Here is a 26269-nt window from a genome sequence, read left to right on the forward strand (position 1 = left end):
AGAAAACAAAAAGTGTTGAGAAAGTTTCTTCCCCGGGTTACCCCGGGGAAAAGCGTACATAAGCTTACGGATTATTAGTACTACTCGACTATGACATTACTGCCTTTACATCTATAGCCTATCAACGTGGTCATCTCCCACGATCCTTAAAAGAAATCTCATCTTGTGGTGGGTTTCGCGCTTATATGCTTTCAGCGCTTATCCCTTCCAAACGTAGCTACTCTGCGATGCCACTGGCGTGACAACAGATACACTAGAGGTTTGTCCAATTCGGTCCTCTCGTACTAGAATCAGATCCACTCAAATTTCTTGCGCCCACAGTAGATAGAGACCGAACTGTCTCACGACGTTCTGAACCCAGCTCGCGTGCCACTTTAATGGGCGAACAGCCCAACCCTTGGGACCTTCTCCAGCCCAGGATGTGACGAGCCGACATCGAGGTGCCAAACCCCCCCGTCGATATGAGCTCTTGGGGGAGATCAGCCTGTTATCCCCGGCGTACCTTTTATCCTTTGAGCGATGGCCCTTCCATGCGGAACCACCGGATCACTATGCTCTACTTTCGTACCTGATCGACCTGTATGTCTCTCAGTCAAGCTCCCTTATGCCATTGCACTCTACGCACGGTTACCAAGCGTACTGAGGGAACCTTTAGAAGCCTCCGTTACTCTTTTGGAGGCGACCACCCCAGTCAAACTACCCACCAAGCAATGTCCCCCGCAAAACGGGGTTAGGCCTCAGATAAACAAAGGGTTGTATTTCAACAATGACTCCACAACGCCTAGCGACGCCACTTCACAGTCTCCAACCTATCCTACACATCATTTATCCAAGGTCAATACTAAGCTATAGTAAAGGTGCACAGGGTCTTTTCGTCCCACTGCGGGTAAGCGGCATCTTCACCGCTACTACAATTTCACCGAGCTCATGGCTGAGACAGTGTCCAGATCGTTACACCATTCGTGCAGGTCGGAACTTACCCGACAAGGAATTTCGCTACCTTAGGACCGTTATAGTTACGGCCGCCGTTTACTGGGGCTTCAATTCAATGCTTCTCCGAAGATAACATCTCCTCTTAACCTTCCAGCACCGGGCAGGTGTCAGGCCCTATACTTCATCTTACGATTTTGCAGAGCCCTGTGTTTTTGATAAACAGTCGCCTGGACCTCTTCACTGCGGCCAGCATTGCTGCTGGCGACCCTTCTCCCGAAGTTACGGGTCTATTTTGCCTAATTCCTTAGCCATGAATCTCTCGAGCACCTTAGGATTCTCTCCTCGACTACCTGTGTCGGTTTGCGGTACGGGTACTTATTACCTGAAGTTTAGAGGTTTTTCTTGGAAGCCCTTAGGCGCACTATCTCTTTGTCCGAAGACTCCGAGTACTATCGTATTTCCCCAAGCCGCGTGGATTTGCCTGCGCAGCTTATAGGTAGGTACTTCAACGAACTATTCCGTCAGTTCGCGGCGCTTTCATCACTCCGTCACCCCATCACAGTAATAACTAGTACGGGAATATTAACCCGTTGTCCATCGACTGTCCCTTTCGGGTTCGCCTTAGGTCCCGACTAACCCACAGCTGATTAGCATAGCTGTGGAAACCTTAGTCTTTCGGTGTGCGGGTTTCTCGCCCGCATTATCGTTACTTATGCCTACATTTTCTTTTCTAACCAGTCCAGCATGCCTTACGACACACCTTCAACCCTGTTAGAATGCTCCCCTACCACTTACAATTAATTGTAAATCCATAGCTTCGGTAATACGCTTATGCCCGATTATTATCCATGCTCGTCCGCTCGACTAGTGAGCTGTTACGCACTCTTTAAATGAATGGCTGCTTCCAAGCCAACATCCTAGCTGTCTGGGCAGACAAACCTCGTTCTTTCAACTTAGCGTATATTTGGGGACCTTAGCTGATGGTCTGGGTTCTTTCCCTCTCGGACTTGGACCTTAGCACCCAAGCCCTCACTGTTATGAAACATTATATAGCATTCGGAGTTTGTCAGGAATTGGTAGGCGGTGAAGCCCCCGCATCCAATCAGTAGCTCTACCTCTATATAACTTTATGCATAACGCTGCACCTAAATGCATTTCGGGGAGTACGAGCTATTTCCGAGTTTGATTGGCCTTTCACCCCTACCCACAGGTCATCCGAAGACTTTTCAACGTCAACCGGTTCGGACCTCCACTATGTGTTACCACAGCTTCATCCTGCCCATGGGTAGATCACACGGTTTCGCGTCTAACACTACTGACTAAAGCGCCCTATTCAGACTCGCTTTCGCTACGGATCCGTGGCTTAACCACTTATCCTTGCCAGCAACGTTAACTCGTAGGCTCATTATGCAAAAGGCACGCCGTCACCCCACGAAAGGGCTCCGACCGCTTGTAAGCGTATGGTTTCAGGATCTATTTCACTCCGTTATTCACGGTTCTTTTCACCTTTCCCTCACGGTACTGGTTCACTATCGGTCTCTCAGGAGTATTTAGCCTTAGCGGATGGTCCCGCCAAATTCAGACAGGGTTTCACGTGCCCCGCCCTACTCAGGATACCACTATCGTTATCTTCTATTACTTATACAGGGCTATCACCTTCTTTGGCTCTACTTTCCAGTAGATTCTAATTCTATCCGCAACAAATGTCGTGGTCCTACAACCCCAACAATGCCGTAACATCATTGGTTTGGGCTAATCCGCGTTCGCTCGCCACTACTTACGGAATCACTTTTGTTTTCTTCTCCTCCGCCTACTTAGATGTTTCAGTTCAGCGGGTTTGCCCACCTATCGGTGTACTATGTCTTCAACATAGTGGGTTGCCCCATTCAGGTATTTACGGATCATATCGTGTGTGCCAATCCCCGTAACTTTTCGCAGCTTATCACGCCTTTCATCGCCTCTGAGAGCCAAGGCATCCCCCATACGCCCTTATTTTGCTTATTGTACCAACACATTAATTAAAATGTGCCGTTTCTTCTACTTGTCTATAAATAAACAAGCAAAAAATGCTTTCTACTTTTTATTATTTTCTTATCTCAATATGTCAATGAACTTTTTCTTTAGGTATGAATTATTAATTATAAAGTCGTAAGTCATACTTACTACCCAATCCTTAATAATTACTACTCAAGATAGTGGAGAATAACGGAGTCGAACCGTTGACCTCCTGCGTGCAAGGCAGGCGCTCTAGCCAGCTGAGCTAATCCCCCAATCTATTTATGAATTGTGAATTATGAATTATGAATTTTCACTTCATAACTCCTCAACTCTAGAATTTCTTCTTTTCTTTTAAGTCTAAAATAGTTGTCTCGGACAGACTCGAACTGTCGACCCCTACATTATCAGTGTAGTACTCTAACCAGCTGAGCTACGAGACACTCTTATTCTTAAATGGTATTATTTGAACTAACAGCAAGAGTAATAAAATATTGGCATTTGTTTCCAACTTGAACTTTCGTCTTCTTTCCCTAGCGTGTATAAATACTAACACTAAGGCTCTAGAAAGGAGGTGTTCCAGCCGCACCTTCCGGTACGGCTACCTTGTTACGACTTAGCCCTAGTTACCAGTTTTACCCTAGGCAGCTCCTTGCGGTCACCGACTTCAGGCACCCCCAGCTTCCATGGCTTGACGGGCGGTGTGTACAAGGCCCGGGAACGTATTCACCGGATCATGGCTGATATCCGATTACTAGCGATTCCAGCTTCACGGAGTCGAGTTGCAGACTCCGATCCGAACTGTGACCGGTTTTATAGATTCGCTCCTGGTCGCCCAGTGGCTGCTCTCTGTACCGGCCATTGTAGCACGTGTGTAGCCCAAGGCGTAAGGGCCGTGATGATTTGACGTCATCCCCACCTTCCTCACAGTTTGCACTGGCAGTCTTGTTAGAGTTCCCGACATGACTCGCTGGCAACTAACAACAGGGGTTGCGCTCGTTATAGGACTTAACCTGACACCTCACGGCACGAGCTGACGACAACCATGCAGCACCTTGTAAATTGTCTTGCGAAAAGTCTGTTTCCAAACCGGTCAATCTACATTTAAGCCTTGGTAAGGTTCCTCGCGTATCATCGAATTAAACCACATGCTCCACCGCTTGTGCGGGCCCCCGTCAATTCCTTTGAGTTTCATTCTTGCGAACGTACTCCCCAGGTGGGATACTTATCACTTTCGCTTAGCCACTGAACTTGCGCCCAACAGCTAGTATCCATCGTTTACGGCGTGGACTACCAGGGTATCTAATCCTGTTCGCTACCCACGCTTTCGTCCATCAGCGTCAATATATTAGTAGTAACCTGCCTTCGCAATTGGTATTCCATGTAATCTCTAAGCATTTCACCGCTACACTACATATTCTAGTTACTTCCTAATAATTCAAGTTTAGCAGTATCAATGGCCGTTCCACCGTTGAGCGATGGGCTTTCACCACTGACTTACTAAACCGCCTACGGACCCTTTAAACCCAATGATTCCGGATAACGCTTGGATCCTCCGTATTACCGCGGCTGCTGGCACGGAGTTAGCCGATCCTTATTCTTACAGTACCGTCAAGCTACTTCACGAAGTAGTGTTTCTTCCTGTACAAAAGCAGTTTACAATCCATAGGACCGTCATCCTGCACGCGGCATGGCTGGATCAGGCTTGCGCCCATTGTCCAATATTCCTCACTGCTGCCTCCCGTAGGAGTCTGGTCCGTGTCTCAGTACCAGTGTGGGGGATCTCCCTCTCAGGACCCCTACCCATCGTAGCCTTGGTAAGCCGTTACCTTACCAACTAGCTAATGGGACGCATGCTCATCTTTCACCGATAAATCTTTAATAGTGGTTTCATGCGAAACTGCTATACTATGAGGTATTAATCCAAATTTCTCTGGGCTATCCCTCTGTGAAAGGTAGATTGCATACGCGTTACGCACCCGTGCGCCGGTCTCTAGGTCCGAAAACCTATACCCCTCGACTTGCATGTGTTAAGCCTGCCGCTAGCGTTCATCCTGAGCCAGGATCAAACTCTTCATCGTATATTGTGTGAGTTCAGATAAATCTGTTCTCTTTGTTTATTCGACTAAATTCTAGTGGTTTTTTCAAATCTCTCGATTCTATTACTCTTATTCTTTTGTCTTGAAATCTCTTTCAAAACGGCTGTCAATTCAATATGTCTAGGAACGTGTTCTGCTTGGCTTAAAACTGAATTTTATCTCAGTTTCTTTACCTTGTCAACTCTAATTAAAGTGTTTCTCAAAGCGGGTGCAAAAGTGCAACTTCTTTTCTCAACTGGCAAGAAATTTTTGAAGTTTTTTAAAGAAATTTAATTCCTCTATCTTCTCTATTTCTTATCAATCTTTCAAGGAACTTCCACTGTTTTGCGGGGTGCAAATGTAACATCCGTTTTCTAATCTCACAAGCTTTTCTGAATCTTTTTTAGAAAATAAATTCTCTATGCTAATTCGTGTTACTTGTCAGTATATTAAAGAACGTATGCGTCATTGCGGGTGCAAAAGTAGTCCCTTTATTCCCTTTTTCAAGCTTTTTAATCACTTTTTTTTGACGTTCTCTTAACTTAAACTTTAACTCGCTGAAAACATGGTTATTGAAACCTAACTATTTTACTCTCCTTTCACAACCTTTGGGAATATCAGTAGCAAAAGCGACTTTATCGATGAAAACTACGAGCAACATTATATATAGGTACTCGAAATAGCTGATACTTCACTCTTATACATAAGGAAGCAATATTAATATTAGTGATGTGATTTCATCTTTGCCTAAATAACAAAGTCGATTGAAACAGTACCCGCGCTAGGGATAGCAGCGAAAAGCCCACAGAAAAATGAAATGAAATGGAATTTTTCGAGGACTTGCAGCGGATAGCCCGACCCATTATAAAAAAGAGGCAACTATCCACAATGATAGTTGCCTCTTTTTTATAATGGGGAGCGCCCAAATAACTATTTTAATCGAAACGTATTGCTTTCACCGGTGAAATTTTGGTTATTATATAGGAAGGAATTAACAATACTAAGAAACAAACGGTAACTGTTAGTAAATTCAACAACAATATATATCCCCAATTTAGGTAGACCGGGGCTTGATTGACGTAGTAATTTTCGGGATTCAATTGGATTATCCCAAATTGTTGTTGCATTAACAATAATGAGATTCCGATAAGATTACCCCAAAACAATCCTCTTACGATAAGATAAAAGGCATTGTATAGAAATATTTTTCGAACTGACCAATTATTAGCTCCTAATGCTTTTAGTATTCCTATCATTTGGGTTCGCTCGAGTATTAATACTAGTAGTGCAACAACCATATTAATCGTAGCAACAAGTATCATGACTACTAATATGACGATGATATTGAAATCGAATAGTTGAAGCCACTCGAATATATAGCTGTATTTTTCGATTATGGTTTTAGTATCGAGTGTTGACGATGTTTGTTCATAGACTTGCTCCCCTATTGACTTTATATTATCAAAATCATTTACAAAAACTTCGAAAGCACCTACTTGATCTGGCGTCCATTTATTGATACGCTGCATGTGACGGATATCACCTATTACATATGTAGCATCAAATTCTTGAAAACCAGAGTTAAAAATACCTGTGGTTTTAAATCTTCGGATGTTAGGTAATTGATTTTGGCTTTCTTTTATAAAGAATGTATTGAAGGAATCCCCTACTTTTAGATTCAATCTATTGGCAAGGAATTGCGATATCAATACTTCTTGATTGATATTTTTTGAAAAATCTGGAAGTTTTCCAGAAACCAGATACTCCTTTATATTATCCCATCTATAATCACTGCCTACTCCCTTGAAGATGATTCCCTCAAAAGCTGTTTCGGTTCTGATGATTCCAGCCTTACTGGCGATAGCTTGAATGTGACTCACTCCGGGAACAGCTGTGAATTTTGGATAAAAATCCTGTTTTTTAGAAATGGGAACTAATGTAACTTCGGATTGATTATTATCATAATTCGAAATAATGATATGTCCATTGAAAGCCGAAACCTTTTCGCGGATTTTTTGTTGCAGCCCAATTCCCGTTGCTACCGAAACAATCATCATAATCATACCAATGGCAATTGCCGAAATTGCAATTTTTATAATTGGCGCAGATATGCTACTTTTATAATCTTTAGCAGTTATGAGTCGTTTGGCTATGAAATATTCTAAATTCAATTTGATTCGATTTCTAATTTGGATTTGCATCGCCAGTTCGCGTCGCTTGTGCCAAAAATACAGCTAAAACACGAATTACACTAATTGGCATTAATTTTATTTGAACCCATATGATACCATTTTCCAAGACATTTCTTTGCCTCACCTTCTTAATAATCATTTCGACTTCCTGTTCAGCTAGAAAAACAGATTTAAGCGGAACTGTAAAATTGGATTTAGAAAAAGCTAAAAACAATTCATCCGCAGCAATAAAGACTGGAGCCGACAATTATAAAAACTATCTCCCATTATTAAAGAACAAGAGAATTGGAATTGTAACTAACCAGACAGGAATTCTATCCAATAAAACTCATTTGGTAGATTTTCTATTACAAAAAAATATTGCTATCCAAAAAATATTTGCACCTGAGCATGGTTTTCGCGGAACTGCGGATGCAGGCGAACATATAGTTGACGGTAAAGATTCTAAAACTGGGCTGCCAATTATTTCTCTTTATGGAGATAATAAAAAACCGAAATCAGAACAACTAGCCGATATTGATATTATGGTTTTTGACTTGCAAGACGTAGGCGCACGATTTTACACTTATATTTCATCATTGCACTATATTATGGAAGCTTGTGCTGAAAATAATATTCCCCTTTTAATCCTTGACAGACCAAATCCTAACGGAAGTATTGTAGACGGACCCATTTTAGAAAAAGAATTCACCAGTTTTGTGGGTATGCATCCAATTCCTTTGCTTCACGGAATGACAATTGGTGAGTATGCTAAAATGATAAATGGCGATAAATGGCTAAAGAATGGTGCGCAATGCAAGCTAACCGTAATTCCATGTATTAATTACAACCGAAAAATGAATTATAGCCTCCCTGTAAAACCTTCTCCTAATCTTCCAAATGACCAAGCTGTGAATCTATATTCGAGTTTATGTCTTTTTGAAGGGACGAATGTAAGTGTGGGTCGTGGCACCCAAAAACAATTCCAGATTTACGGCTCTCCATATTTACCGAAAAGCACCTTTACTTTTATTCCGAAACCAAATTTGGGCGCACAAAATCCTGTTTATAATGGTATAGAATGTTACGGAGAAGATTTGTCAACACAGACAAGAGTAAATCGACTGGAATTAAAATGGTTAATTAAAGCTTATCAGACTACAAATGACAAATCGAAATTTTTCAATCCTTTTTTTATTAAACTAGCAGGAACTAAAAAACTACAGCAACAAATAGAAAATGGAATTCCGGAAGAGGAAATCAGAGAAAGCTGGAAGAAAGGGTTAATTGAGTTTAAAGAAATGAGAACGAAATATTTGATTTATTAATCCTCACCTCTTCCGAAGCCTCGGGACTCTAAAAGGAGAGGGAGACGAGATGGGAAATTTTTAAAGAGGCAACTTCTTTTTCATTTCCTCAACAATATTAAAAGCAGCGGGACATATAGCCACATTCTTCAAAGTTAAATCCGTAATTTGTTGAAACTTTTTTCTATCTGTATGTGGAAATTCTCTGCACGCTTTTGGGCGAACATCATAAATCATGCATGCATTTTCATTATCCAGAAAAGTACACGGCACACTTTGCAACACATAATCCCTGTCTTCATCGATTCTTAAATATTGTTCAATAAACTGTTGTGGCTTTTGCCTAAGATATTTTGAAACACGCTCAATATCCGCATCTGTAAATAATGGTCCGGTAGTTTTACAACAATTGGCACACGTTAAACAATCCGTCTTCTTGAATTCGGCGTCATGCAAATCCTGCATCACATAATCCAAATTTTTTGGCGTCTTCTTTTTCAGCTTATCGAAATACTTTTTATTTTCTATATGCTTATCTTTGGCTTCTTTAGGAAGATTGTTTAAAATATGTTTCAAGTTTAAAATTTAAAGTTGGAACCACAAAAGTAACAAACTTGAATCCTGAAACCTTAAACTTTAAACAAAAAAGATGAAAGACCTTTTTGGCAAAGCCATACTTGATTTTCAAACCAATAATTTTCCTGAAGATTTAATCACGGAAACCTCCATTTCTGAAGAAGAAGAAATGAGTGTTGCCTATTTATTTCGTTCTTATAATGAAATGCCAAAATTGGAACAAAAAGCCTTACAACTTGCAAAGGGAAAAATTTTGGATGTAGGTTGTGGAGCAGGAAGCCATAGTTTGTATCTACAAAACGAAAAAAATCTTATTGTTCATTCAATTGACATTTCTCAAAATGCAGTTGAAGCTTGCAAACTTCGCGGATTGAAAGATGTTCATGTTCAAAATATCCTTGAAATGGATGCTGAAAATCCCGAAAATAAATTTGACACCATTTTATTATTAATGAATGGCACCGGCATTTTTGGAACACTTAAAGAAACCACTAAATTTTTACAGAAATTGAGAAGGTTGCTAAACTCAAATGGACAAATTTTAATTGATTCATCGGATATTATTTACATGTTTGATAATGATGAAGATGGAGGAAAATGGATTCCGAGTAAAGGCTATTATGGCGAATTGACTTTTACAATACGCTATAAAAACGAAAAAGAAGAAGAATTTCCTTGGCTCTACCTAGATTACAATACCTTGCAAAATGCGGCTTTCGCCAATGGATTACAGTGCGAGTTAATTCTTGAAGGGGAGCATTATGACTATTTAGCTAAACTTTCAATTTAAAAAAAAAATTATAGTATGGAAAATACATCATTAGAAAAATTGAGTTATCCTATTGGAAAATTTATTGCCCCAGAAACTTATTCAAAAGAATACCTAACTAATAAAATAGCAGAAATTGCAAGTTTCCCAGAACGATTGAAAAAAGAAGTAATTCATTTAACCGATGAACAACTAGAAACACCGTATCGTCAAGATGGCTGGACAATTCGTCAAGTAATTCATCATTGCGCAGACAGTCACATGAATTGTTTCATTAGGATTAAATGGACATTGACTGAAGACAAACCCGTAATAAAATTTTATCACGAAGATCGTTGGGCGGAATTACATGATAATTTAACAATGCCCATTCAGCCTACGCTGTCTTTTCTGGAAGGATTACACTTTCGTTTGGCATATCTAATGAATAGTCTTTCTGAAGCTGATTTAGAAAAATCCTTTATTCATCCTGAGCATAACGCAGCATTTCAGTTGAAGGAAATAATAGGAACTTATGCTTGGCATGGAAACCACCATTTAGCACACATCACTGAACTAAAAAAACAAAAAGGGTGGTAGTTTTAGGAGTAATGCTCACCAGGCAATCGGATTGCAAGAAGTAAAAATTCCGAAAAATAATCATAAACTATATTTAATTTAAAACCCCAAACAACAAATTGTTGTTTGGGGTTTTAAATTTCTAAGGAATATTCAAATATTTATGCGTTTGTAAAGAAACACGCCATTTCGGATTGTTCATCACATAATCGACTATAAGTGGAGTCATTTCTTCTTTTTTACTCCATTCTGGCTGCAGGAATAAAATAGCATTATTATTCACTTTTTCAGCTTGCTCTTCAGCAAAAATAAAATCATGTTTATTATAAATGATTACTTTCAACTCATGTGCATTATCATAAACAGTTTCCGTAGGTAATTTATTTTTCTTTGGAGACAAACAAATCCAATCCCAGACCCCTGTTAATGGATATGCTCCTGAAGTTTCTATATGAACTTTTCTGTTATTTTCTTTTAGCTTTTGCGTTAGCAAAGACATATCCCACATTAGAGGTTCTCCACCAGTTACTACAACAGTCTCTGAATATTTACTTGCATTTGAAACAATCAAATCAATCCCTGTTGGAGGATGCAATTCGGCATTCCAACTTTCTTTAACATCACACCAATGACACCCAACATCGCATCCGCCTATTCTAATAAAGTATGCGGCAGTTCCCGTATGAAATCCTTCGCCTTGAATGGTATAAAACTCTTCCATCAAGGGAAGCATAGCTCCTTTGTTAACTTCTAATTGTATTTCTTTTGATAACATTATTTTATTTTAAAGTGCAAAGATAGTTAATTAGAAAATGAGTTAATTTGATATTTAGTAAATGCTTACTAAAATAATGAGATCTTATCCGTTCAGTCGATTTATACCAAAATATAAACTATTAATTAATACAATTGTTCTAATATAGAAAAACCGCTAACTTCATAAAAGTTAGCGGTTTAATATCATATACAAAATATTATTTTAAAGTTTTCAATGATTCATTTGCATAGTTATTAGTTGGGTCTAATGCAAGTGTTTTATTAAAATACTCCTTTGCTTTTGTTTTATCAGTATTTGCAAAACTAGCAGCCATGTTATTATAACATTCGATCAATTTAGTTTTCACTGCAGGTTTAGCTAATTCTTCAGCTCCTTTTTCAGTAACAACTGCAATATAAGCTTCATAATATTTTACCATCATATCATCTTTTTCAAGCAATCTGTTCGTTCTCGCTCTAAAGATATAAGCATCCTGAGTAGATGGCGAAGCCTCAATAACATTTCCAAAAGCTACATCAGCTTTTTGTAGTGCTATAGGATCTGGCTTAACAACATCCTTTTTAGTATTATCATAATATAATGAGTTACCAAGGTAGAAATTATCAAGTAAGAAATTTCTAGATTCTTTATTCGTAGTTGCTAGTTCATAAATTGAAGCAGCTTCCTTGAATAATTTTTGTTCGTATAATTTTTTTCCAATATCTGCAAGGTTGTTAGTAATAGAAATTTCCATATCAACCGCTTTCTTAACATCGGAAACACCATTATTAAAAAGCGATGCATCTACTGTTTTACCATCAGCACTTATTGATTTTTTAATTTTGGAAAAACCTAAATATTGGTAATCTATAGCTAGAACTTTATTTGCAGGATTTGAAATAAAACTTTCTAATGACTGAATTGCAACATCAACATTTCCATTTTCATAAGCAGCAAAACCTAAATAACGTAAAATTCTAGGATTTACTTTATCTAATTCTTTCATTTTATTAGCTTCAACTTCCAATGCTTTGTAGTCACCTGCTAAGATTAAAAAATCAGCATGACGCATACGAGATGCTAGCGAATAATCAGTTAAAGACATATATTTTTCATAATACCCCAATGCTTTTTGCAAGTAGTCTTTACCTTTTGATGGCTCATTTCTTCCCCATAAATAATATGTTTCTGCCAATTCACGGTAAACAGGTCCGTAACTTGCATTTGTAGCAATTACGTTATCATATGCTTTTACTGCTTCAGTATACGCTTTAGCCCCTTTAAGTAAAACACCTAATTGCATTTTAGCTCTAATTAAGGCTGGATCAGCTTGAAAGGCATCACGATATGCAACATATGCCTCATTCTGATTTTTATCTCCATAAAAAGCATTACCTAGTTCTAACAAAACTTGAGCATCCTGAGGATTATTAATTTTTGCTCTTGTTAAAATAGACAAAGCACTTTTATAATCAGGCTTATTAGCCGCCATATATGCTTTCCCGATGTAGATATATTCTTCCACATCTTTCTTTTTCATATCTTTAGTAGCCAATGCAAAATTTGCTTGCGCTGCAGCAACATTTCCATTATCTAAGTCTAATTGACCTAAACCTATATAATTAAGTTTAGCCCCTTCAGTTCCAGATAATCCTTTTTGAAAATAAATTTTAGCACTATCTGCTACGTTTTGAGTAAGATAAACATTCCCTAAAAGGAAAGCGGCTCTCCCGTTCGATGGTTTAGAGTTTACGATCGATTTTAAAATAGATTTTGCACTATCGAACTGCTCTGCATCAATTGCTTTTTTCGCCGGATTTAAATCTTGCGCTTGACTTACAGTTACCGTAGCCAATAAAGCAACACTAAAAATTTTAAATTTATTCATCTTTATTGTAGTTAATTTATTTTTTATCATTTTCAATTTTATTCCTTATTGTAATATTCCTGCCGGGAATACGAACAGGAAGCAAACCAGATTTTAAAATTACTCTTTGTCCAATATCTCCAGCTACAAATGAAGCAAAACCCATTCCTAGACCTGAATATCCTTGACAATTTATTATATACAAATCGCGTGCCAAAGGGTACTTGCCTTCTGCTATATTATTTTGGGAAGGAGAAAATGAATTATCACTAGTAAGCCCTTTAACATTTAAAGCATTCACTTTCTCTACATATATTTGCATATTAGGCATTGGTTGAGAAAGCCAATTAACTCCTACAATTCCTATCATTCCATCATTTTCAGAAACATATTTAATAACTTCATCATTGGTTTTAAATGAAAAAACACCTTTTTCAGGAATAGCTTTTAAACCTGCGAGAGAATTAATATATCGAACTGTACTTGAATTTGGATTATCAAAAACTAACCCCTTAATGGATGGGACAGATTTCCCCTGCATAAAATTAATAACATCTTTTAACGCTATAATAGTATCCTTATTGTTCTTATTAGAAATCAGGGCAATCGCATCTGTACCGAATATTGTTACTTTAGGTATGATTTTTCTTTGATCAAAAATCTTCAATTCTTCAGTTGTCAAATTCCTAGCTAAAATAGCTATAGAAGCTTTCTCGTTAAACAATGAATTAACAGTTTCAGCTTCAGATTTTGAAATAAGTTTTATTTTAGCATCATATTTGCTTTCAAATACAGCTACTTGATCCTCAATAATAGGTGTCAAAGTTTCATCTACAAAAATTGAAACTGAACCTTTCAGTATGGTTTCATTATCTTTTGAACTTTTAGAACGATTACAAGCTAAGAAAAACACTATTACCGCAAGAAAAACAAAATACGAAATTTTAGCATAATTTTTCATAATCTAGTTTTTGTTATCATTAATAATTCGAAAGAATCTAATAGAAGCATATACTATAAGTAATACCCCAAAAGCAATCCTATAATTAGATTGAATTGCCAACGGAAAATTCTTCATAAAGATAATAAATAAACCTAAAATAAGGTAAACCAGAAAAAACAAAATTCCTAAAACAAGAAGAAATCGCTCTTTAAGCGATTTCTTCTTAATATTACTTACTATGTTATTTAACATTATTCAGCAGATTGAATAGTAATTGGAAGAGAATAAAGCACCCTTACTTTTTTACCATTTTGCTCTCCTGGGTTCCATCTAGGACATTTGTTCAAAACACGGATTGCTTCTTTTCCTGTACCGTAACCAATATCTCTGATTACTTTGATATCAGTTAATGAACCATCTTTTTCAACAACAAAAGTAACGTAAACTTTACCTTTTAAACCTTCTTCTTCAGGAGTCTGGTAGTTATTTCCAACAAACTTGTAGAATTTCTCCATACCACCTGGAAAATCAGGTTTTACTTCAATACCTGCAGTGTTGTAAATCTGAGTATCTTCTTCTACAACAGCACTAGGTCCGTTCCCAACTGGTTCTACAGACAATTCAGCATCTGGATCACCTTTAATAGTTTCAGCACCTAATTTCTTGTCTTTAATTTCAACAATTTTAGGTGGCTCTTCTGTAACCTCATCTGCTTTAGCCACAACTGGCTTAACAAATTTTACCTGATCCACTTTTGGAGGAGGTGGTGGGGGTGGTGGAAGATCTTTTTTTACTTCTTCTTTCTTAGGCGGCAACTTTACAGTTGTAATCTTAGTATCTATTGTATCAGAATCATCTGAAGAGTTAGGAATAAGACTCATTATAAGTGGCGCACTAACAGCAAGAGCGAAAACAATTGCGCCAAGCACAAGAGCTTTAACCGTAGTCTTCGTATTTGTTTTTCGAAGCTCATAAGCACCATAGGCCTTATTACGACCTTCGAATACAATATCAAGCCATTGATTTGTGAATATATCTAATTTCATTTTTCTTAGTTATTAGGTTATTGAGTAATAAGATAAATCTTACTTACCTTCTAACAATTTTTGTTCCTCAGGAGTAAAATCATTTACAATTGCATATGTTGGAACATCAACAATAGCCATTTCATCTAGAATATCTACTAAATTACGGTAATTTGATTTTTTACTTGGTTTGATAATTACAATCATCCCTTTATCTTTCTTACCAGTGTACTCTAAAACTGATTTTTTTCTTTTCAATAATTCTTTACGAATACCTTCTTTACCATAAGAAATTTCCTTAGGACCAGCAATTGGAGTAGCCAATAAACCCATATAATATGTCATTTTATCATTATCTCCTAATAATACAGTCATAGTACGGTTTTCGTCAACTTTAATTGGCTTATCCTTAGTTTTATCATCTTCTTTATCTGGCAAACCCAAAGGCATCGATTGCGGTTTAGACAACGTAGTAGTAAGCATAAAGAAAGTAATCAATAAGAATGCCAAATCCACCATAGCAGTTAAATCTACTTTTGAACCTGATTTTTTACTTCTTACCTTTCCACCTTTTTTGCCTCCACCGTCGCCGGTATTTAATTCAGCCATTTTAGTGTATTTTTTTAGTTATTTATCTTTTGCTCTCAAACCAGTAACCAGATTGAAGCTATTGATTTTTTGGTCTTGTAAAATATCCATTACCTTTTTAATAGATGGATATTCTTCCTTTGCATCTCCTTTTATAGCAAACTGCAATTCTTTATCATCGACCTCAATATTTGCAATACGAGCATTGTAAATCCATTCTTTCAATTGATTATCAAGTGAATCTTTAGGAACTCCAGGCTGAACACCTTCTTTACTTCGCTCTGCAGTTTTCATAGAGATAAGTTGCTTTAGATTTGAAATTGGCACCCCAATTCCTTCCATTAAAGCAAATTTTGACGATTCATCTTCTGTGAATGCAACACCATATTTTTGTCCCATCAATTCCAAAGTTCTTTTACGAACTTCTCTTCCTTTTAGGTCAAAAAACACTTTACCTTTACCAATAGTAATCGTCGCTAAATCTGCATCAGGAAGCTTAGACTGAACTGTTGAGGCTGGCGTATCTACCGGTAATGCTTCTGGAATCTTAGCTGTAGCGGTCAAAATAAAGAACGTAAGCAAAAGAAAAGCCACATCACACATAGCAGTCATGTCAATAGACGCTGCTTTTTTGGACATTTTTATAGCCATTAATATATTTTTTAATATTTATAAGAAAACAGCTCTTTTACAAGATTGCTATTTTCTTATAAATTAAATTATTAATTATTTTTGTGTACTTCTGAAGTGTCTGTAAGTATTTACAATTGTATTACCAGCCTCATCAATAGAATAAGTCAAAGTATCAATTTTAGAAGTAAAAAAGTTGTAAGCAACGATTGCTAATGCAGAAGTAGAGATACCCGTTGCAGTGTTAATCAAGGCTTCAGAGATACCATTTGCAAGAGCAGCTTGATCTGGAGTTCCAGCAGAAGCCAAAGCACCAAACGCCTTAATCATCCCGGTTACTGTACCTAACAAACCTGCAAGTGTTCCTAAAGAAACTAATGTAGAAAGAATAGTCATATGTTTTTCTAACATTGGCATTTCCAATGAAGTTGCTTCTTCAATTTCTTTGTGAATTGTTTCAGCAGCAGCTTCGCTATCTAATCCTTCTTTTTTAACATCTTGGTATTTCAATAAAGCAGATTTAATTGCATTTGCAACAGATCCTTTTTGTTTGTCACATAAAGCGATCGCACCATCAATATCACCAGTAGTGATATTTCCTTGTACACTTTTCATGAATTGATCAAGATTTCCTTTACCAGCTGCTTTTGAAATAACCGCAAAACGCTCGAATGAAAACACAATAACCATTAACAAACATCCTAATAAAATAGGCACAATAGGACCTCCTTTATAAACCATTGCCAAGTAATTACCCGGTAGTGGGTGACCTGTATTAACTCCACCCTCGAAGTTAGCACCATTACCCATTATAAAATTCCATACTATCCATCCAACAAAAACACATGCTACAATAATGATTCCTGAAATCATTCCTCCACCTTTTGAACCGTTTTCTTTTTTAACGTTTGCCATTTTTTTTTAATTTTAATAGTTTTAAATAATTTATTCTTTAGTTATAATAAACTTGTAGTGGAGCAAATTTATATTTTTAGTTTAAATAAAAAAACTTTTTTTAATTTTATTCTGATTAATTTTATTCCGAAAAAATATTTGCTAAAATAAATTTTACATTTATATCAGAATTCACATTGAAATCCGCTATTTCACAAAAAAATTTATAAGTTTTTATGAGATATTGAGATAATATTTCAACATTAAGATTGAAACAGCTTAAAATATTTTTTTTTATTATTAACAATAAAAAAGCAAGAAAACTGCAGTTAACACTTTATTAATGAAAATTAGAAAATTAATACCTTAAAAATGAATTTTAATTCAACAACATTATGAGCAGAAAAGAAGATTTTATACAAAACATCATTACCGGCTATATTTCAAAAGGAGAAAGCATTATTTTAGGCGGAGCAATCTTAGACGGAGAAGCTTTAGCTGACGCCCATGTAAAAATACCATTAAAAACAATAAACCGACATGGCTTAATTGCCGGTGCTACCGGAACAGGAAAAACTAAAACTATTCAGGTCCTTTCAGAACAGTTGTCCTCTTTTGGAATTCCAGTATTGATGATGGATATAAAAGGTGATTTTAGTGGTATTGCAAAAGAAGGGGAAGAAAAACCTTTTATTACCGAACGTCATGCTAAAATTAACATCCCATACAGTGTTTCCAGCTTTCCGGTTGAATTACTGACTTTGTCTGAACAAAATGGAGTACGCCTTCGTGCAACAGTATCAGAATTTGGCCCTGTCCTATTTTCAAGAATATTAGGATTAAACGACACTCAAGCAGGTGTTATTGCTGTTATATTCAAATACTGCGATGATAATAAAATGCCTTTGTTAGATCTTAAAGACATCAAAAAAGTAATTAATTATATAACCGAAGAAGGAAAAGACGAGATTACTGCAGATTATGGTAAAATTTCAACTTCAACTACTGGAATTATTCTTAGAAAGATCATTGAGTTAGAGCAACAAGGTGCTGACTTATTTTTTGGAGAAATGTCTTTTGATATTGAAGATTTAATGCGAATTGACGAAAATGGCAAGGGATATGTCAACATCCTTCGCTTGACAGACATTCAGGATAGACCAAAATTATTTTCGACATTTATGCTTAGTTTATTAGCTGAAATATACCAACAGATGCCTGAAAAAGGAGATGCCGACCAACCTGAATTAGTGATTTTTATAGATGAAGCCCATTTAATATTTAATGAAGCCAGCAAAGCACTATTAGAACAAATAGAAACTATCATAAAATTAATACGTTCAAAAGGAATTGGGATTTACTTTATTACTCAAAATCCTATGGATATTCCAAGCGGCGTTTTAGCACAATTAGGTCTAAAAATACAACATGCTTTAAGGGCTTTTACAGCAAATGACCGACAAGCAATTAAACAAACAGCTGACAATTATCCAACATCTGAATATTATAAAACTGATGAAGTACTGACTAGCCTTGGAATTGGTGAAGCTTTGGTCACTGCATTGAACGAAAAAGGAATTCCTACTCCTCTTGCAGCTACCATGATGCGTGCACCGATGAGCAGAATGGATATTTTGACTGAAAGTGAAATTCAGGAAATCAATTCTAAGTCAAAACTGGTAAAGAAATACAGCGAACTTATTGATCGTGAAAGCGCTTACGAAATGCTAAATAAAAAAATAACTATTGTCGAACAAGAAGTTGCAGCACAAGAACAAGAAAAAACAATTGAGAAAGAAGAAAATAACGGGCCAAGCACAGCTAGTGTTGTAGGGAAATCTGTTTTGAAAGTATTGACTAGTGCAACTTTCATAAGAGGTGCTTTTAGTATTTTAACAAAAATATTAAAGAAATAAATACTACAACATCCATTTAGAACCATCTTGCTTGAAGAGTATTTCAAAAATCAATTCAAAAAATGAAAAAATATTTTATTCAAAAAACACCATTTGTTGTTCCAACAACAGATGGTAAATTAATTGAAGAGCATCACGGAATTGCTACCACAAACAATCCAGATATTTCAATCGCACATATGATTGCACCACCTCATTGGAGCGAATCCTTTCAAACACCAGAATTTGAAGAATACAGCTACATCATAAAAAGAAAAAAACAATTTCTTATTGAAAATGAAACTGTAATTCTTGAAGCTGGTCAATCTATAAAAATTGAGAAAAACACTCGGGTACAATATTCTAATCCTTTTGAAGAACCATGTGAATATATTGCCATTTGCAAACCTGCTTTCGATTTCACAAAAGTACACCGTGAGGAATAAATAGTCTCGAATGCCTTACTTGATTTTATTTCTAAGGAGTTTGATTCACTTCGTTTAAAGCAGAAATCCCATCTTATTTAAAAAAAAGAGATGGGATTTCTACTATTAATTAGAAACGGACAAAGCGAACTGACCTTAAATAACTCCAAAAGAACTATTGCAATAATTCCAATATTTTGTTCTCTACAGTTTCGCTATTCCAAATATTTTCAATGTTTTCCATTTTTAAAACTTCTTCCATAATGGCGTTTTGATAATCCCCAATTGCCAAAGCTTCGGCATAAGGACGATCACTAAACGTTACTCTACTATAAAGCGGTATCCATTTATCAGGGTGTTTATCCGAGAAGGATTTTTCGATTTTCTTTTGCAATAGGAATTTTTCATCAGCAGTTTTAGAACTCATCTCCATAAAATTACGATAGGACAGTTCTGCGATTGCATCCGCATTTGGTTTACGAGATTTTTGATATTCAGAAAAAATAGTTTTCCAATCATCACCATACTTTTCAATCATTTCATATAGTACTGAAATATCTTCAAAGCCCGCATTCATTCCCTGTCCATAAAATGGCACAATCGCATGACAAGCATCACCAATTAAAGCAATTTTATCTTCATAAGTCCAAGGAAAGCATTTCATGGTTACCAACGTACTTGTTGGGTTATTGAAGAAATCTTCTGTCAATTTTGGAATTACATCAATCGTATCCGGCAAATTCTTTTCAAAAAAAGCTTCGACCTCTTTTTGATTTTTTAATGCCGCAAAAGAATTTTCTCCTTCAAAAGGCATAAACAAGGTACACGTAAAACTACCGTCTAAATTAGGCAATGCAATCAACATGTATTCGCCTCGAGGCCAAATATGAAAAGAATTTTTATCCAATTTATGTGTGGCGTCAGGATTTGCAGGAATATTTAATTCTTTATACCCAATAGGCAGAAATTCTTGTGAATAATCAAACATGCTTTGACGTTGCATGCGGTGACGTATTCTAGAAAAAGCACCATCGGCACCAAAGACCATATCGTATTTTTTTTCTTGCCAAGCTCCTCTTTCAGTTTCTCCAATATGCAAGGTTGCATCATCTAAAGTTACATCCCAAATTTTATGTTCAAAAAAGAATTGAGCTCCCGCGGCTTCCGCCAAATCGATCATTTTTCTATTTAAGGTTCCTCTCGAAATCGAATAAATAGATTCCCCTTCTTGTCCGTAATTTTGAAAATTAAGTTTGTCCACAAGATGAATGGCACGTTTATCCATAGGAATTGCAATTTCACGCACCGCATCCCCCACTCCTACTCCATCCAGCGCTTTCCAACCTCGGTTAGACATGGCTAAATTAATGGAACGTCCTGAAAACTGAATTTGTCTAATATCTGGACTTCTATCATAAACATGAACTATATGTCCTGCTTTGCGAAGGTAAATAGCCAATAAAGATCCTACTAATCCAGAACCTACAACCGCTATTTTTTTGGGAGTTTGCATTAATTTTTTATAAAAAGTTAGGCAAAATTACTGATTTTATTAGACTAAGGACTTTAAAACTATTAATTTTTATAGGGAACAAAGACCAATTTTGTTGAAGTTCTAACAATTTCATCCTTATTTAGTTTCATTTTTCTAAATTTTCCTGCATTGTAAAGTTCCGCTTGATCGCTGTAATGTGAACTCAATGGATTTCCGGATTGTCCTGTTGGCAGAATACTCCAACTGTTTTCTATATCCGAAAAATCAATAATTCTTCTCGTTGAAGGGCCTCCTTTTACAACATAATTTGCTTCATCTGTGTAATCAAAAAACTGATTGTTAATTACCTCATTGGAACCTGAAACTTCAAAAGGTCCTACATTGAAAATTCTTCGCAATGCCGACACTTTGCCCAATGGATGTTGATGCTCTAAAACATGTACTTTATTCCAAGTCCAAGCTGGCACTGAATTCCCTAATTGCTTTTCTAATGAAATAACTGCCTCTTTAAACGATTGTGATAGAATTTGTTTTCTGGTTTCTTCTATATTTTTACTGGTAATATTATCCCACCAAAGCGAATTAGCATTAGCCATTTGTTTTGCAACAATTTGCTTCATAATGTGCGTTCCTAGAAATTGTTTGAAACCAACTTTTCCGAGTTCATCTTCAAAAGTATTTTTCAAATAAAAATAAATCCATTTGTTATAAATTGTCGGAGCCACGTCATTAAGATTATTTGATCCTTTCCAAGATTTTAAGATAGTAATGGCTTCTTTTTCATTATCAGAAAGTGCATTATAATTAACACTCGAAAATAAATTTGAAAGAACTTGTGGTGTAATTAATGAAGTATTATCGAAAATCATTTTACTGACAGACTCCTTATCCCAATTGGATTTTGGATCTAATAACTGGGTAATTCTTTTGGCTCTGTCTTCAGGAAGGTAATAACCAGGATATAAAAATCCATCTATTGGTTCCGGTTGATTATTAGCCGAATATACATAATTCCAATTTGGATTCTCTGCCGAAGGGTTTTTGGAGAAATCCAGATATTCGGTAATATCGTCTTTACCACTAGCTCCATCCAGAATAAAATTAGTATTCACACCTTCATTGTGCTTGTATAATTTCCCAGTCGCCCACCAAGCCACATTTCCTTTTGCATCACCATACATCACATTCAATCCCGGTGCAGCAATTAAAGCTACTCCTTTGTGAAAATCGGTTTTACTTTTGGCGTGTGAAAGCATATAAACCGCATCGAGAATCTGAATGGGCTGTTGCGTATAAATCCAAGACATTGCAACGGGTTTCTTTTTATTTAAACCATCAATCAAGTCATTCATAATAGGACCGTGACGCGTCACTTTTACATTTAAAACTACATCTGTAGAATCTTTAACTTTTATGATTTTTTTTCGAACTTCATAGCGACTGAAACCATTTGGCGTTCTGTAAACATTACCATCAGTTGGATTATTTTCTTCTTGATATAAATCAATATCATCATTTTCAAACATCGTCAAACCATAAGCATATTCCCGATTGTGACCTAACAAAGGATAGGGCGTTCCCGCTAAATAACAACCGTACAATTCAAAATCAGGCGTTATCAAATGCGCTTCATACCAAGTTCCAGGTTGTGAAAAGCCAATGTGAGGATCATTGGCAAAAATCACTTTACCATTTTTAGTTTTCTTTGGTGCTATAACCCAGCTATTACTTCCCACAAATGGAGGAATGGGTGACTGATCTAAAAGTGATGCAATAGACTTTGCAATAGCGCTGTATTGCTGTGGTTTTTCTTTGGCATTTTTTATTCGAGTGGTATTGAAAGAACCGTCAATTCCAAAATCCTTGAGATACTCCATTCCATATTTATTTCGAATATCAGTCAATAATGGATCTGATTTTTGAGCCATCGCAAAACTGAAAGACATGTATCCAAAAATATTATAGACATCCTTTATCGTAAACTTCTGTTTCTTAACTCCAACCAAACTGAACTCAATTGGTGTTTTTCCTTCATCTAAATATTGATTAATTCCATCCAAATATGCCATTGTCAATTGATAACTTGCACTATTTTTATTCAATGCTGCAATCGCTTTTACTGAAGCTTCTTCGATTCCCAATCCCGCAAAAAACTTATCGTTTTTCAACGCAACTGAACCAAATATCTCAGACAAACGCCCCGGAGCAATACGCCGCATCAATTCCATTTGCCACAATCTATCTTGCGCATGCACATAACCCAAAGCTTCCATCGCGTCTTTTGAACTATTGGCATAAATATGCGGCACCCCAAATTCATCAAAATATACCGTAGTTTCTTTCTGAATATTTTTCAGTTGTAATTGGCCTTCGTATTTTGGTTTTAGATAAAACCCATAAACAATTAAACTTATTGTTATAATCACTAGCAACGAAAGTAAAACCAGAAGGACTTTTTTGAGTTTTTTCATTTTTGAATAAATTGACAAACAAATATATAGGATTTGAAAGTTATTTTAAATTATTTATTTTCAAAGCATTTGGATTATAACATATCAAATGTAATTATTTTGTTTAATTTATTTTTAATTTAATTATTTTGTTTAATTTATTTTTAATTTAATTAAACAAAAAAGTATATTTGTTCAAAATTCAAAAAACATGAAACATATTTCCAGAGACGCGATTTCTAAAATGGAGAAAATCGAAAGATTAAATTTAATCAATTCCTGTACTGGATATAAATCTGCTAATTTAATTGCCACAAAATCCATTGACGGAAAATCCAATGTAGCCATTTTTAGCAGTGTAACCCATTTAGGAAGCGATCCTGCATTAATTGGATTCATAATGAGACCTACAACCGTTCCGAGAGATACGTATAAAAATATAAGAGAAACGAGTTATTTTACAGTAAATCACATTACGGTGAATATGATTGAAGATGCGCATCATACATCAGCAAATTATGAGATAGGAATTTCTGAATTTGACAAAACAAATCTAGAGGAAGAATATAAAAATGACATTAAAATTCCTTTCGTAAAAGGAAGTCCAGTTCAATTGTATTGCAAATATGTAAACGAATATTATATCAAGGAAAATGACACCATTCACATTATAGCTTCTATTGAGAATTTGTTTTTTGAAGAAGAATTAGAGCACAAAGATGGCTGGTTACAAATTGACAAAGGGAATGTTATAGCACTAAATGGACTTGATGGATATTGTTTACCCAAATTAGTGGATCGTTTTCAATATGCTCGAAAAGAAACCCCTTCTACTTCATTTTTTAAAAAATAGCAATGAAAAAGCTACGATTAATCCTTGGAGATCAGTTAAATTTAGAACACTCTTGGCTCCAGGAAAGTGATAACAATACTATTTATCTCCTTGCAGAAATGCGCCAGGAAACTGATTATGTAAAACATCATATTCAAAAAATTGTAGCGTTTTTTCTATCGATGAGGAATTTTTACACAGCGATACAATCACTTGGACATCAAGCCATCTATTTTAAAATCACCGATACTGAGAATCCACATGATTTAGAAAAAATCATTACCGTTTGTATCGAAAAATACAAAATTGAAAAATTCGAATACCAGTTACCTGATGAATACAGACTGGACCAACAATTAAAAATAATTTGTTCCAATCTAAAAATAAAGTCAGAAGTTTTTGACTCCAAACATTTTTATACGACGCGTAACGAACTTTCCGTTTTTTTTGAAGGAAAGAAGTTGTTGCTGATGGAGAATTTCTATCGCAACATGCGTAAAAAACATCATATCTTGATGAATGGTTCAACTCCTTTGGGAAACCAATGGAATTTTGATGCTGATAATCGAAAAAAATACAAAGGTGAAGTTCCTGTTCCGTCGGAAAAAAACTTTCATAAAAACGTTTCTGAGGTTGTAAGCCAAATAAAAGAAACTGGCATAGTCACTTTTGGAAACATTGATGAGAACAATTTCAGCTGGCCTACATCTCGTGAGCAATCGCTGGAAATTTTAAATTATTTCTGTACTAATCTGCTGAAACATTTTGGTGACTATGAAGATGCAATGCATACCGATGAAAAATTCCTTTTTCATTCTCGCTTGTCTTTTGCCATGAACAGCAAAATGCTTTCGCCAAAGGAAGTAATCGAGACCGTTATTACTTTTTATCATGCCAATGAAGCTGACATATCCATCTCACAAGTAGAAGGATTTGTGAGACAAATTCTGGGTTGGCGTGAGTATATTCGAGGAATTTATTGGAAAGAAATGCCCAATTACGCCCAAATGAATGCCTTACAAAACTACAACAAGTTACCAAATTTTTTCTGGACGGGTAAAACCAAAATGAATTGTATGAGCCACGCTATCAATCAAAGTTTAGACGAAGCTTATGCACATCATATTCAACGCCTCATGGTGATAGGGAATTTTACCTTACTGACACAAATTCATCCTGATGAAGTAGACGCGTGGTACCTTGGCGTATACATAGATGCTATAGAATGGGTCGAAATGCCGAACACTCGTGGCATGTCACAATATGCGGATGGTGGCATTATTGCTACAAAACCGTATGTTTCCTCTGGAAGCTACATCAATAAAATGAGTAATAATTGTAGTAACTGTCATTATAATGTCAAAGACAAATTTGGAGAAAAAGCCTGTCCTTTTAATACTTTATACTGGAATTTCCTGGATGAGAAAAAAGAGTATTTCAAAGGAAACCAACGTATGGGAATGATGTTGAATTTATTGAACAAAATGAATCCCGAAGAATTATATAAAATCAAAGTAAAGGCCAACGCCATTATTGAAAACATGAATTCATATTAAACCGAACCTGCCAAAAATAAAAAGAGTGCTTACATTCGGTAGAATATAAACACTCTTTTAATATAAAATTTACCTACTATTTTTTACTTCCGTCAATAATCGCACCTGTACCTGCTCCTACTCCTGCTCCTGCCAAACCACCAATTATGGCTCCTTGACCTTTTTTCTTACTGATAATCGCTCCGGTAACAGCTCCAACACCTGCTCCAATTACTGCTCCTTTTGCAGCACCACTCCAACCTTTCTTTTTTGTGGTTGTAGTTGTGGTCGTAGCAGCCGCTTGATGATTGACTACAACAACTTCTTTTTGAGTCACTACTTTAGCCATTTCAATTTGCATGGAATCGATAACTTTTTGTTTTTCAAATTCAGCAGTCATCGAATCAGCACTAACTTGTTTCATAGAATCAATACTAACTTGTTTGGCTTTTTGAATTTCCATTTTTCCTTGATTTTGACAAGAAATAATAACTAATGATAGTACTATAATGTGTATATTTTTCATGATTTATATTTATTTTAAAT

The 26269-nt window shown here is 36.0% G+C and carries 19 protein-coding genes, 2 tRNA genes and 2 rRNA genes; 7 read left to right on the top strand and 16 right to left on the bottom strand.

Annotated features, from left to right (window positions below):
- Positions 1 to 54: 54 nt before the first annotated feature.
- The 5 genes from T410_RS02175 to T410_RS02195 all read right to left on the bottom strand — a co-directional run bounded on the left by T410_RS02175 (position 55) and on the right by T410_RS02195 (position 7177).
- Positions 55 to 2937: ribosomal RNA gene (locus T410_RS02175) — 23S ribosomal RNA — on the bottom strand.
- Positions 2938 to 3129: 192 nt separating this feature from the next.
- Positions 3130 to 3203: transfer RNA gene (locus tag T410_RS02180), tRNA-Ala, on the bottom strand.
- Positions 3204 to 3297: 94 nt separating this feature from the next.
- Positions 3298 to 3371, bottom strand: a tRNA-Ile gene (locus T410_RS02185).
- A gap of 124 nt (positions 3372 to 3495) precedes the next feature.
- Positions 3496 to 5009: ribosomal RNA gene (locus T410_RS02190) — 16S ribosomal RNA — on the bottom strand.
- The 16S and 23S rRNA genes sit together here with 2 tRNA genes alongside, the layout of an rRNA operon.
- A 932-nt stretch (positions 5010 to 5941) precedes the next feature.
- Positions 5942 to 7177, bottom strand: coding sequence for an ABC transporter permease (locus T410_RS02195; RefSeq protein WP_035673969.1), 1236 nt, complete (start codon positions 7175 to 7177; stop codon positions 5942 to 5944).
- 110 nt (positions 7178 to 7287) lie between these two features.
- Here T410_RS02195 and T410_RS02200 point away from each other — a divergent pair, with 110 nt between their 5' ends.
- Positions 7288 to 8505, top strand: a complete 1218-nt coding sequence (locus T410_RS02200) for an exo-beta-N-acetylmuramidase NamZ domain-containing protein (protein ID WP_035668276.1) — start codon at positions 7288 to 7290, stop codon at positions 8503 to 8505.
- Positions 8506 to 8565: 60 nt separating this feature from the next.
- On the opposite strand, the gene T410_RS02205 is transcribed toward T410_RS02200, so the two are convergent.
- Positions 8566 to 9060 (bottom strand): YkgJ family cysteine cluster protein, encoded by a 495-nt coding sequence (locus tag T410_RS02205; RefSeq protein ID WP_035668278.1) that lies wholly within the window; start codon positions 9058 to 9060, stop codon positions 8566 to 8568.
- A 73-nt stretch (positions 9061 to 9133) separates the two neighbouring features.
- Between T410_RS02205 and T410_RS02210 the strand changes: the two genes are divergently transcribed.
- A complete protein-coding gene (locus T410_RS02210) occupies positions 9134 to 9850 on the top strand; it encodes a bifunctional 2-polyprenyl-6-hydroxyphenol methylase/3-demethylubiquinol 3-O-methyltransferase UbiG (RefSeq protein WP_035668281.1) in 717 nt (238 codons plus the stop codon).
- Positions 9851 to 9865: 15 nt separating this feature from the next.
- On the top strand, positions 9866 to 10408 hold the full coding sequence (locus T410_RS02215) for a YfiT family bacillithiol transferase (RefSeq protein ID WP_035668283.1): 543 nt from the start codon (positions 9866 to 9868) through the stop codon (positions 10406 to 10408).
- A gap of 121 nt (positions 10409 to 10529) precedes the next feature.
- On the opposite strand, the gene T410_RS02220 is transcribed toward T410_RS02215, so the two are convergent.
- The 7 genes from T410_RS02220 to T410_RS02255 all read right to left on the bottom strand — a co-directional run bounded on the left by T410_RS02220 (position 10530) and on the right by T410_RS02255 (position 17112).
- Entirely contained in the window at positions 10530 to 11162 is a 633-nt protein-coding gene (locus T410_RS02220) for a 7-carboxy-7-deazaguanine synthase QueE (RefSeq protein WP_035668285.1), read from the bottom strand.
- Between the two features lie 199 nt (positions 11163 to 11361).
- Positions 11362 to 13032 (bottom strand): hypothetical protein, encoded by a 1671-nt coding sequence (locus T410_RS02225; protein ID WP_035673970.1) that lies wholly within the window; start codon positions 13030 to 13032, stop codon positions 11362 to 11364.
- 16 nt (positions 13033 to 13048) lie between these two features.
- The gene (locus T410_RS02230) at positions 13049 to 13972 is read right to left on the bottom strand and encodes a substrate-binding domain-containing protein (RefSeq protein ID WP_035668287.1); all 924 of its coding nucleotides are present in this window, start codon (positions 13970 to 13972) and stop codon (positions 13049 to 13051) included.
- Between the two features lie 233 nt (positions 13973 to 14205).
- On the bottom strand, positions 14206 to 15000 hold the full coding sequence (locus tag T410_RS02240; RefSeq protein ID WP_035668291.1) for an energy transducer TonB: 795 nt from the start codon (positions 14998 to 15000) through the stop codon (positions 14206 to 14208).
- A 39-nt stretch (positions 15001 to 15039) separates the two neighbouring features.
- Positions 15040 to 15588, bottom strand: a complete 549-nt coding sequence (locus tag T410_RS02245) for a biopolymer transporter ExbD (RefSeq protein WP_035668293.1) — start codon at positions 15586 to 15588, stop codon at positions 15040 to 15042.
- An 18-nt stretch (positions 15589 to 15606) separates the two neighbouring features.
- Positions 15607 to 16218 carry a biopolymer transporter ExbD gene (locus tag T410_RS02250; protein WP_035668296.1) on the bottom strand — a complete coding sequence of 204 codons (612 nt, stop codon included), beginning with the start codon at positions 16216 to 16218 and terminating at the stop codon, positions 15607 to 15609.
- 75 nt (positions 16219 to 16293) lie between these two features.
- Complete coding sequence (locus tag T410_RS02255) at positions 16294 to 17112, bottom strand: MotA/TolQ/ExbB proton channel family protein (protein WP_035668297.1); 819 nt, start codon at positions 17110 to 17112, stop codon at positions 16294 to 16296.
- Positions 17113 to 17486: 374 nt separating this feature from the next.
- Between T410_RS02255 and T410_RS02260 the strand changes: the two genes are divergently transcribed.
- Together T410_RS02260 and T410_RS02265 are read left to right on the top strand one after the other, a co-directional pair.
- Entirely contained in the window at positions 17487 to 19007 is a 1521-nt protein-coding gene (locus T410_RS02260) for a helicase HerA-like domain-containing protein (RefSeq protein WP_035668298.1), read from the top strand.
- 62 nt (positions 19008 to 19069) lie between these two features.
- The gene (locus T410_RS02265; protein ID WP_035668299.1) at positions 19070 to 19432 is read left to right on the top strand and encodes a cupin domain-containing protein; all 363 of its coding nucleotides are present in this window, start codon (positions 19070 to 19072) and stop codon (positions 19430 to 19432) included.
- Positions 19433 to 19586: 154 nt separating this feature from the next.
- On the opposite strand, the gene T410_RS02270 is transcribed toward T410_RS02265, so the two are convergent.
- Together T410_RS02270 and T410_RS02275 are read right to left on the bottom strand one after the other, a co-directional pair.
- Positions 19587 to 20924, bottom strand: a complete 1338-nt coding sequence (locus tag T410_RS02270; RefSeq protein WP_035668301.1) for an NAD(P)/FAD-dependent oxidoreductase — start codon at positions 20922 to 20924, stop codon at positions 19587 to 19589.
- A 62-nt stretch (positions 20925 to 20986) separates the two neighbouring features.
- Complete coding sequence (locus T410_RS02275) at positions 20987 to 23377, bottom strand: penicillin acylase family protein (RefSeq protein WP_035668304.1); 2391 nt, start codon at positions 23375 to 23377, stop codon at positions 20987 to 20989.
- Positions 23378 to 23567: 190 nt separating this feature from the next.
- Between T410_RS02275 and T410_RS02280 the strand changes: the two genes are divergently transcribed.
- Both T410_RS02280 and T410_RS02285 read left to right on the top strand, forming a co-directional pair.
- Positions 23568 to 24209, top strand: a complete 642-nt coding sequence (locus T410_RS02280; protein WP_035668306.1) for a flavin reductase family protein — start codon at positions 23568 to 23570, stop codon at positions 24207 to 24209.
- 2 nt (positions 24210 to 24211) lie between these two features.
- The gene (locus T410_RS02285) at positions 24212 to 25744 is read left to right on the top strand and encodes a cryptochrome/photolyase family protein (protein WP_035668308.1); all 1533 of its coding nucleotides are present in this window, start codon (positions 24212 to 24214) and stop codon (positions 25742 to 25744) included.
- Between the two features lie 76 nt (positions 25745 to 25820).
- Here the strand turns inward: T410_RS02285 and T410_RS02290 are convergent, their stop codons facing one another.
- On the bottom strand, positions 25821 to 26249 hold the full coding sequence (locus tag T410_RS02290) for a glycine zipper family protein (RefSeq protein ID WP_035668311.1): 429 nt from the start codon (positions 26247 to 26249) through the stop codon (positions 25821 to 25823).
- Positions 26250 to 26269: the final 20 nt, after the last annotated feature.

Source organism: Flavobacterium sp. 83, from assembly GCF_000744835.1.
Classification (GTDB): Bacteria; Bacteroidota; Bacteroidia; order Flavobacteriales; family Flavobacteriaceae; genus Flavobacterium.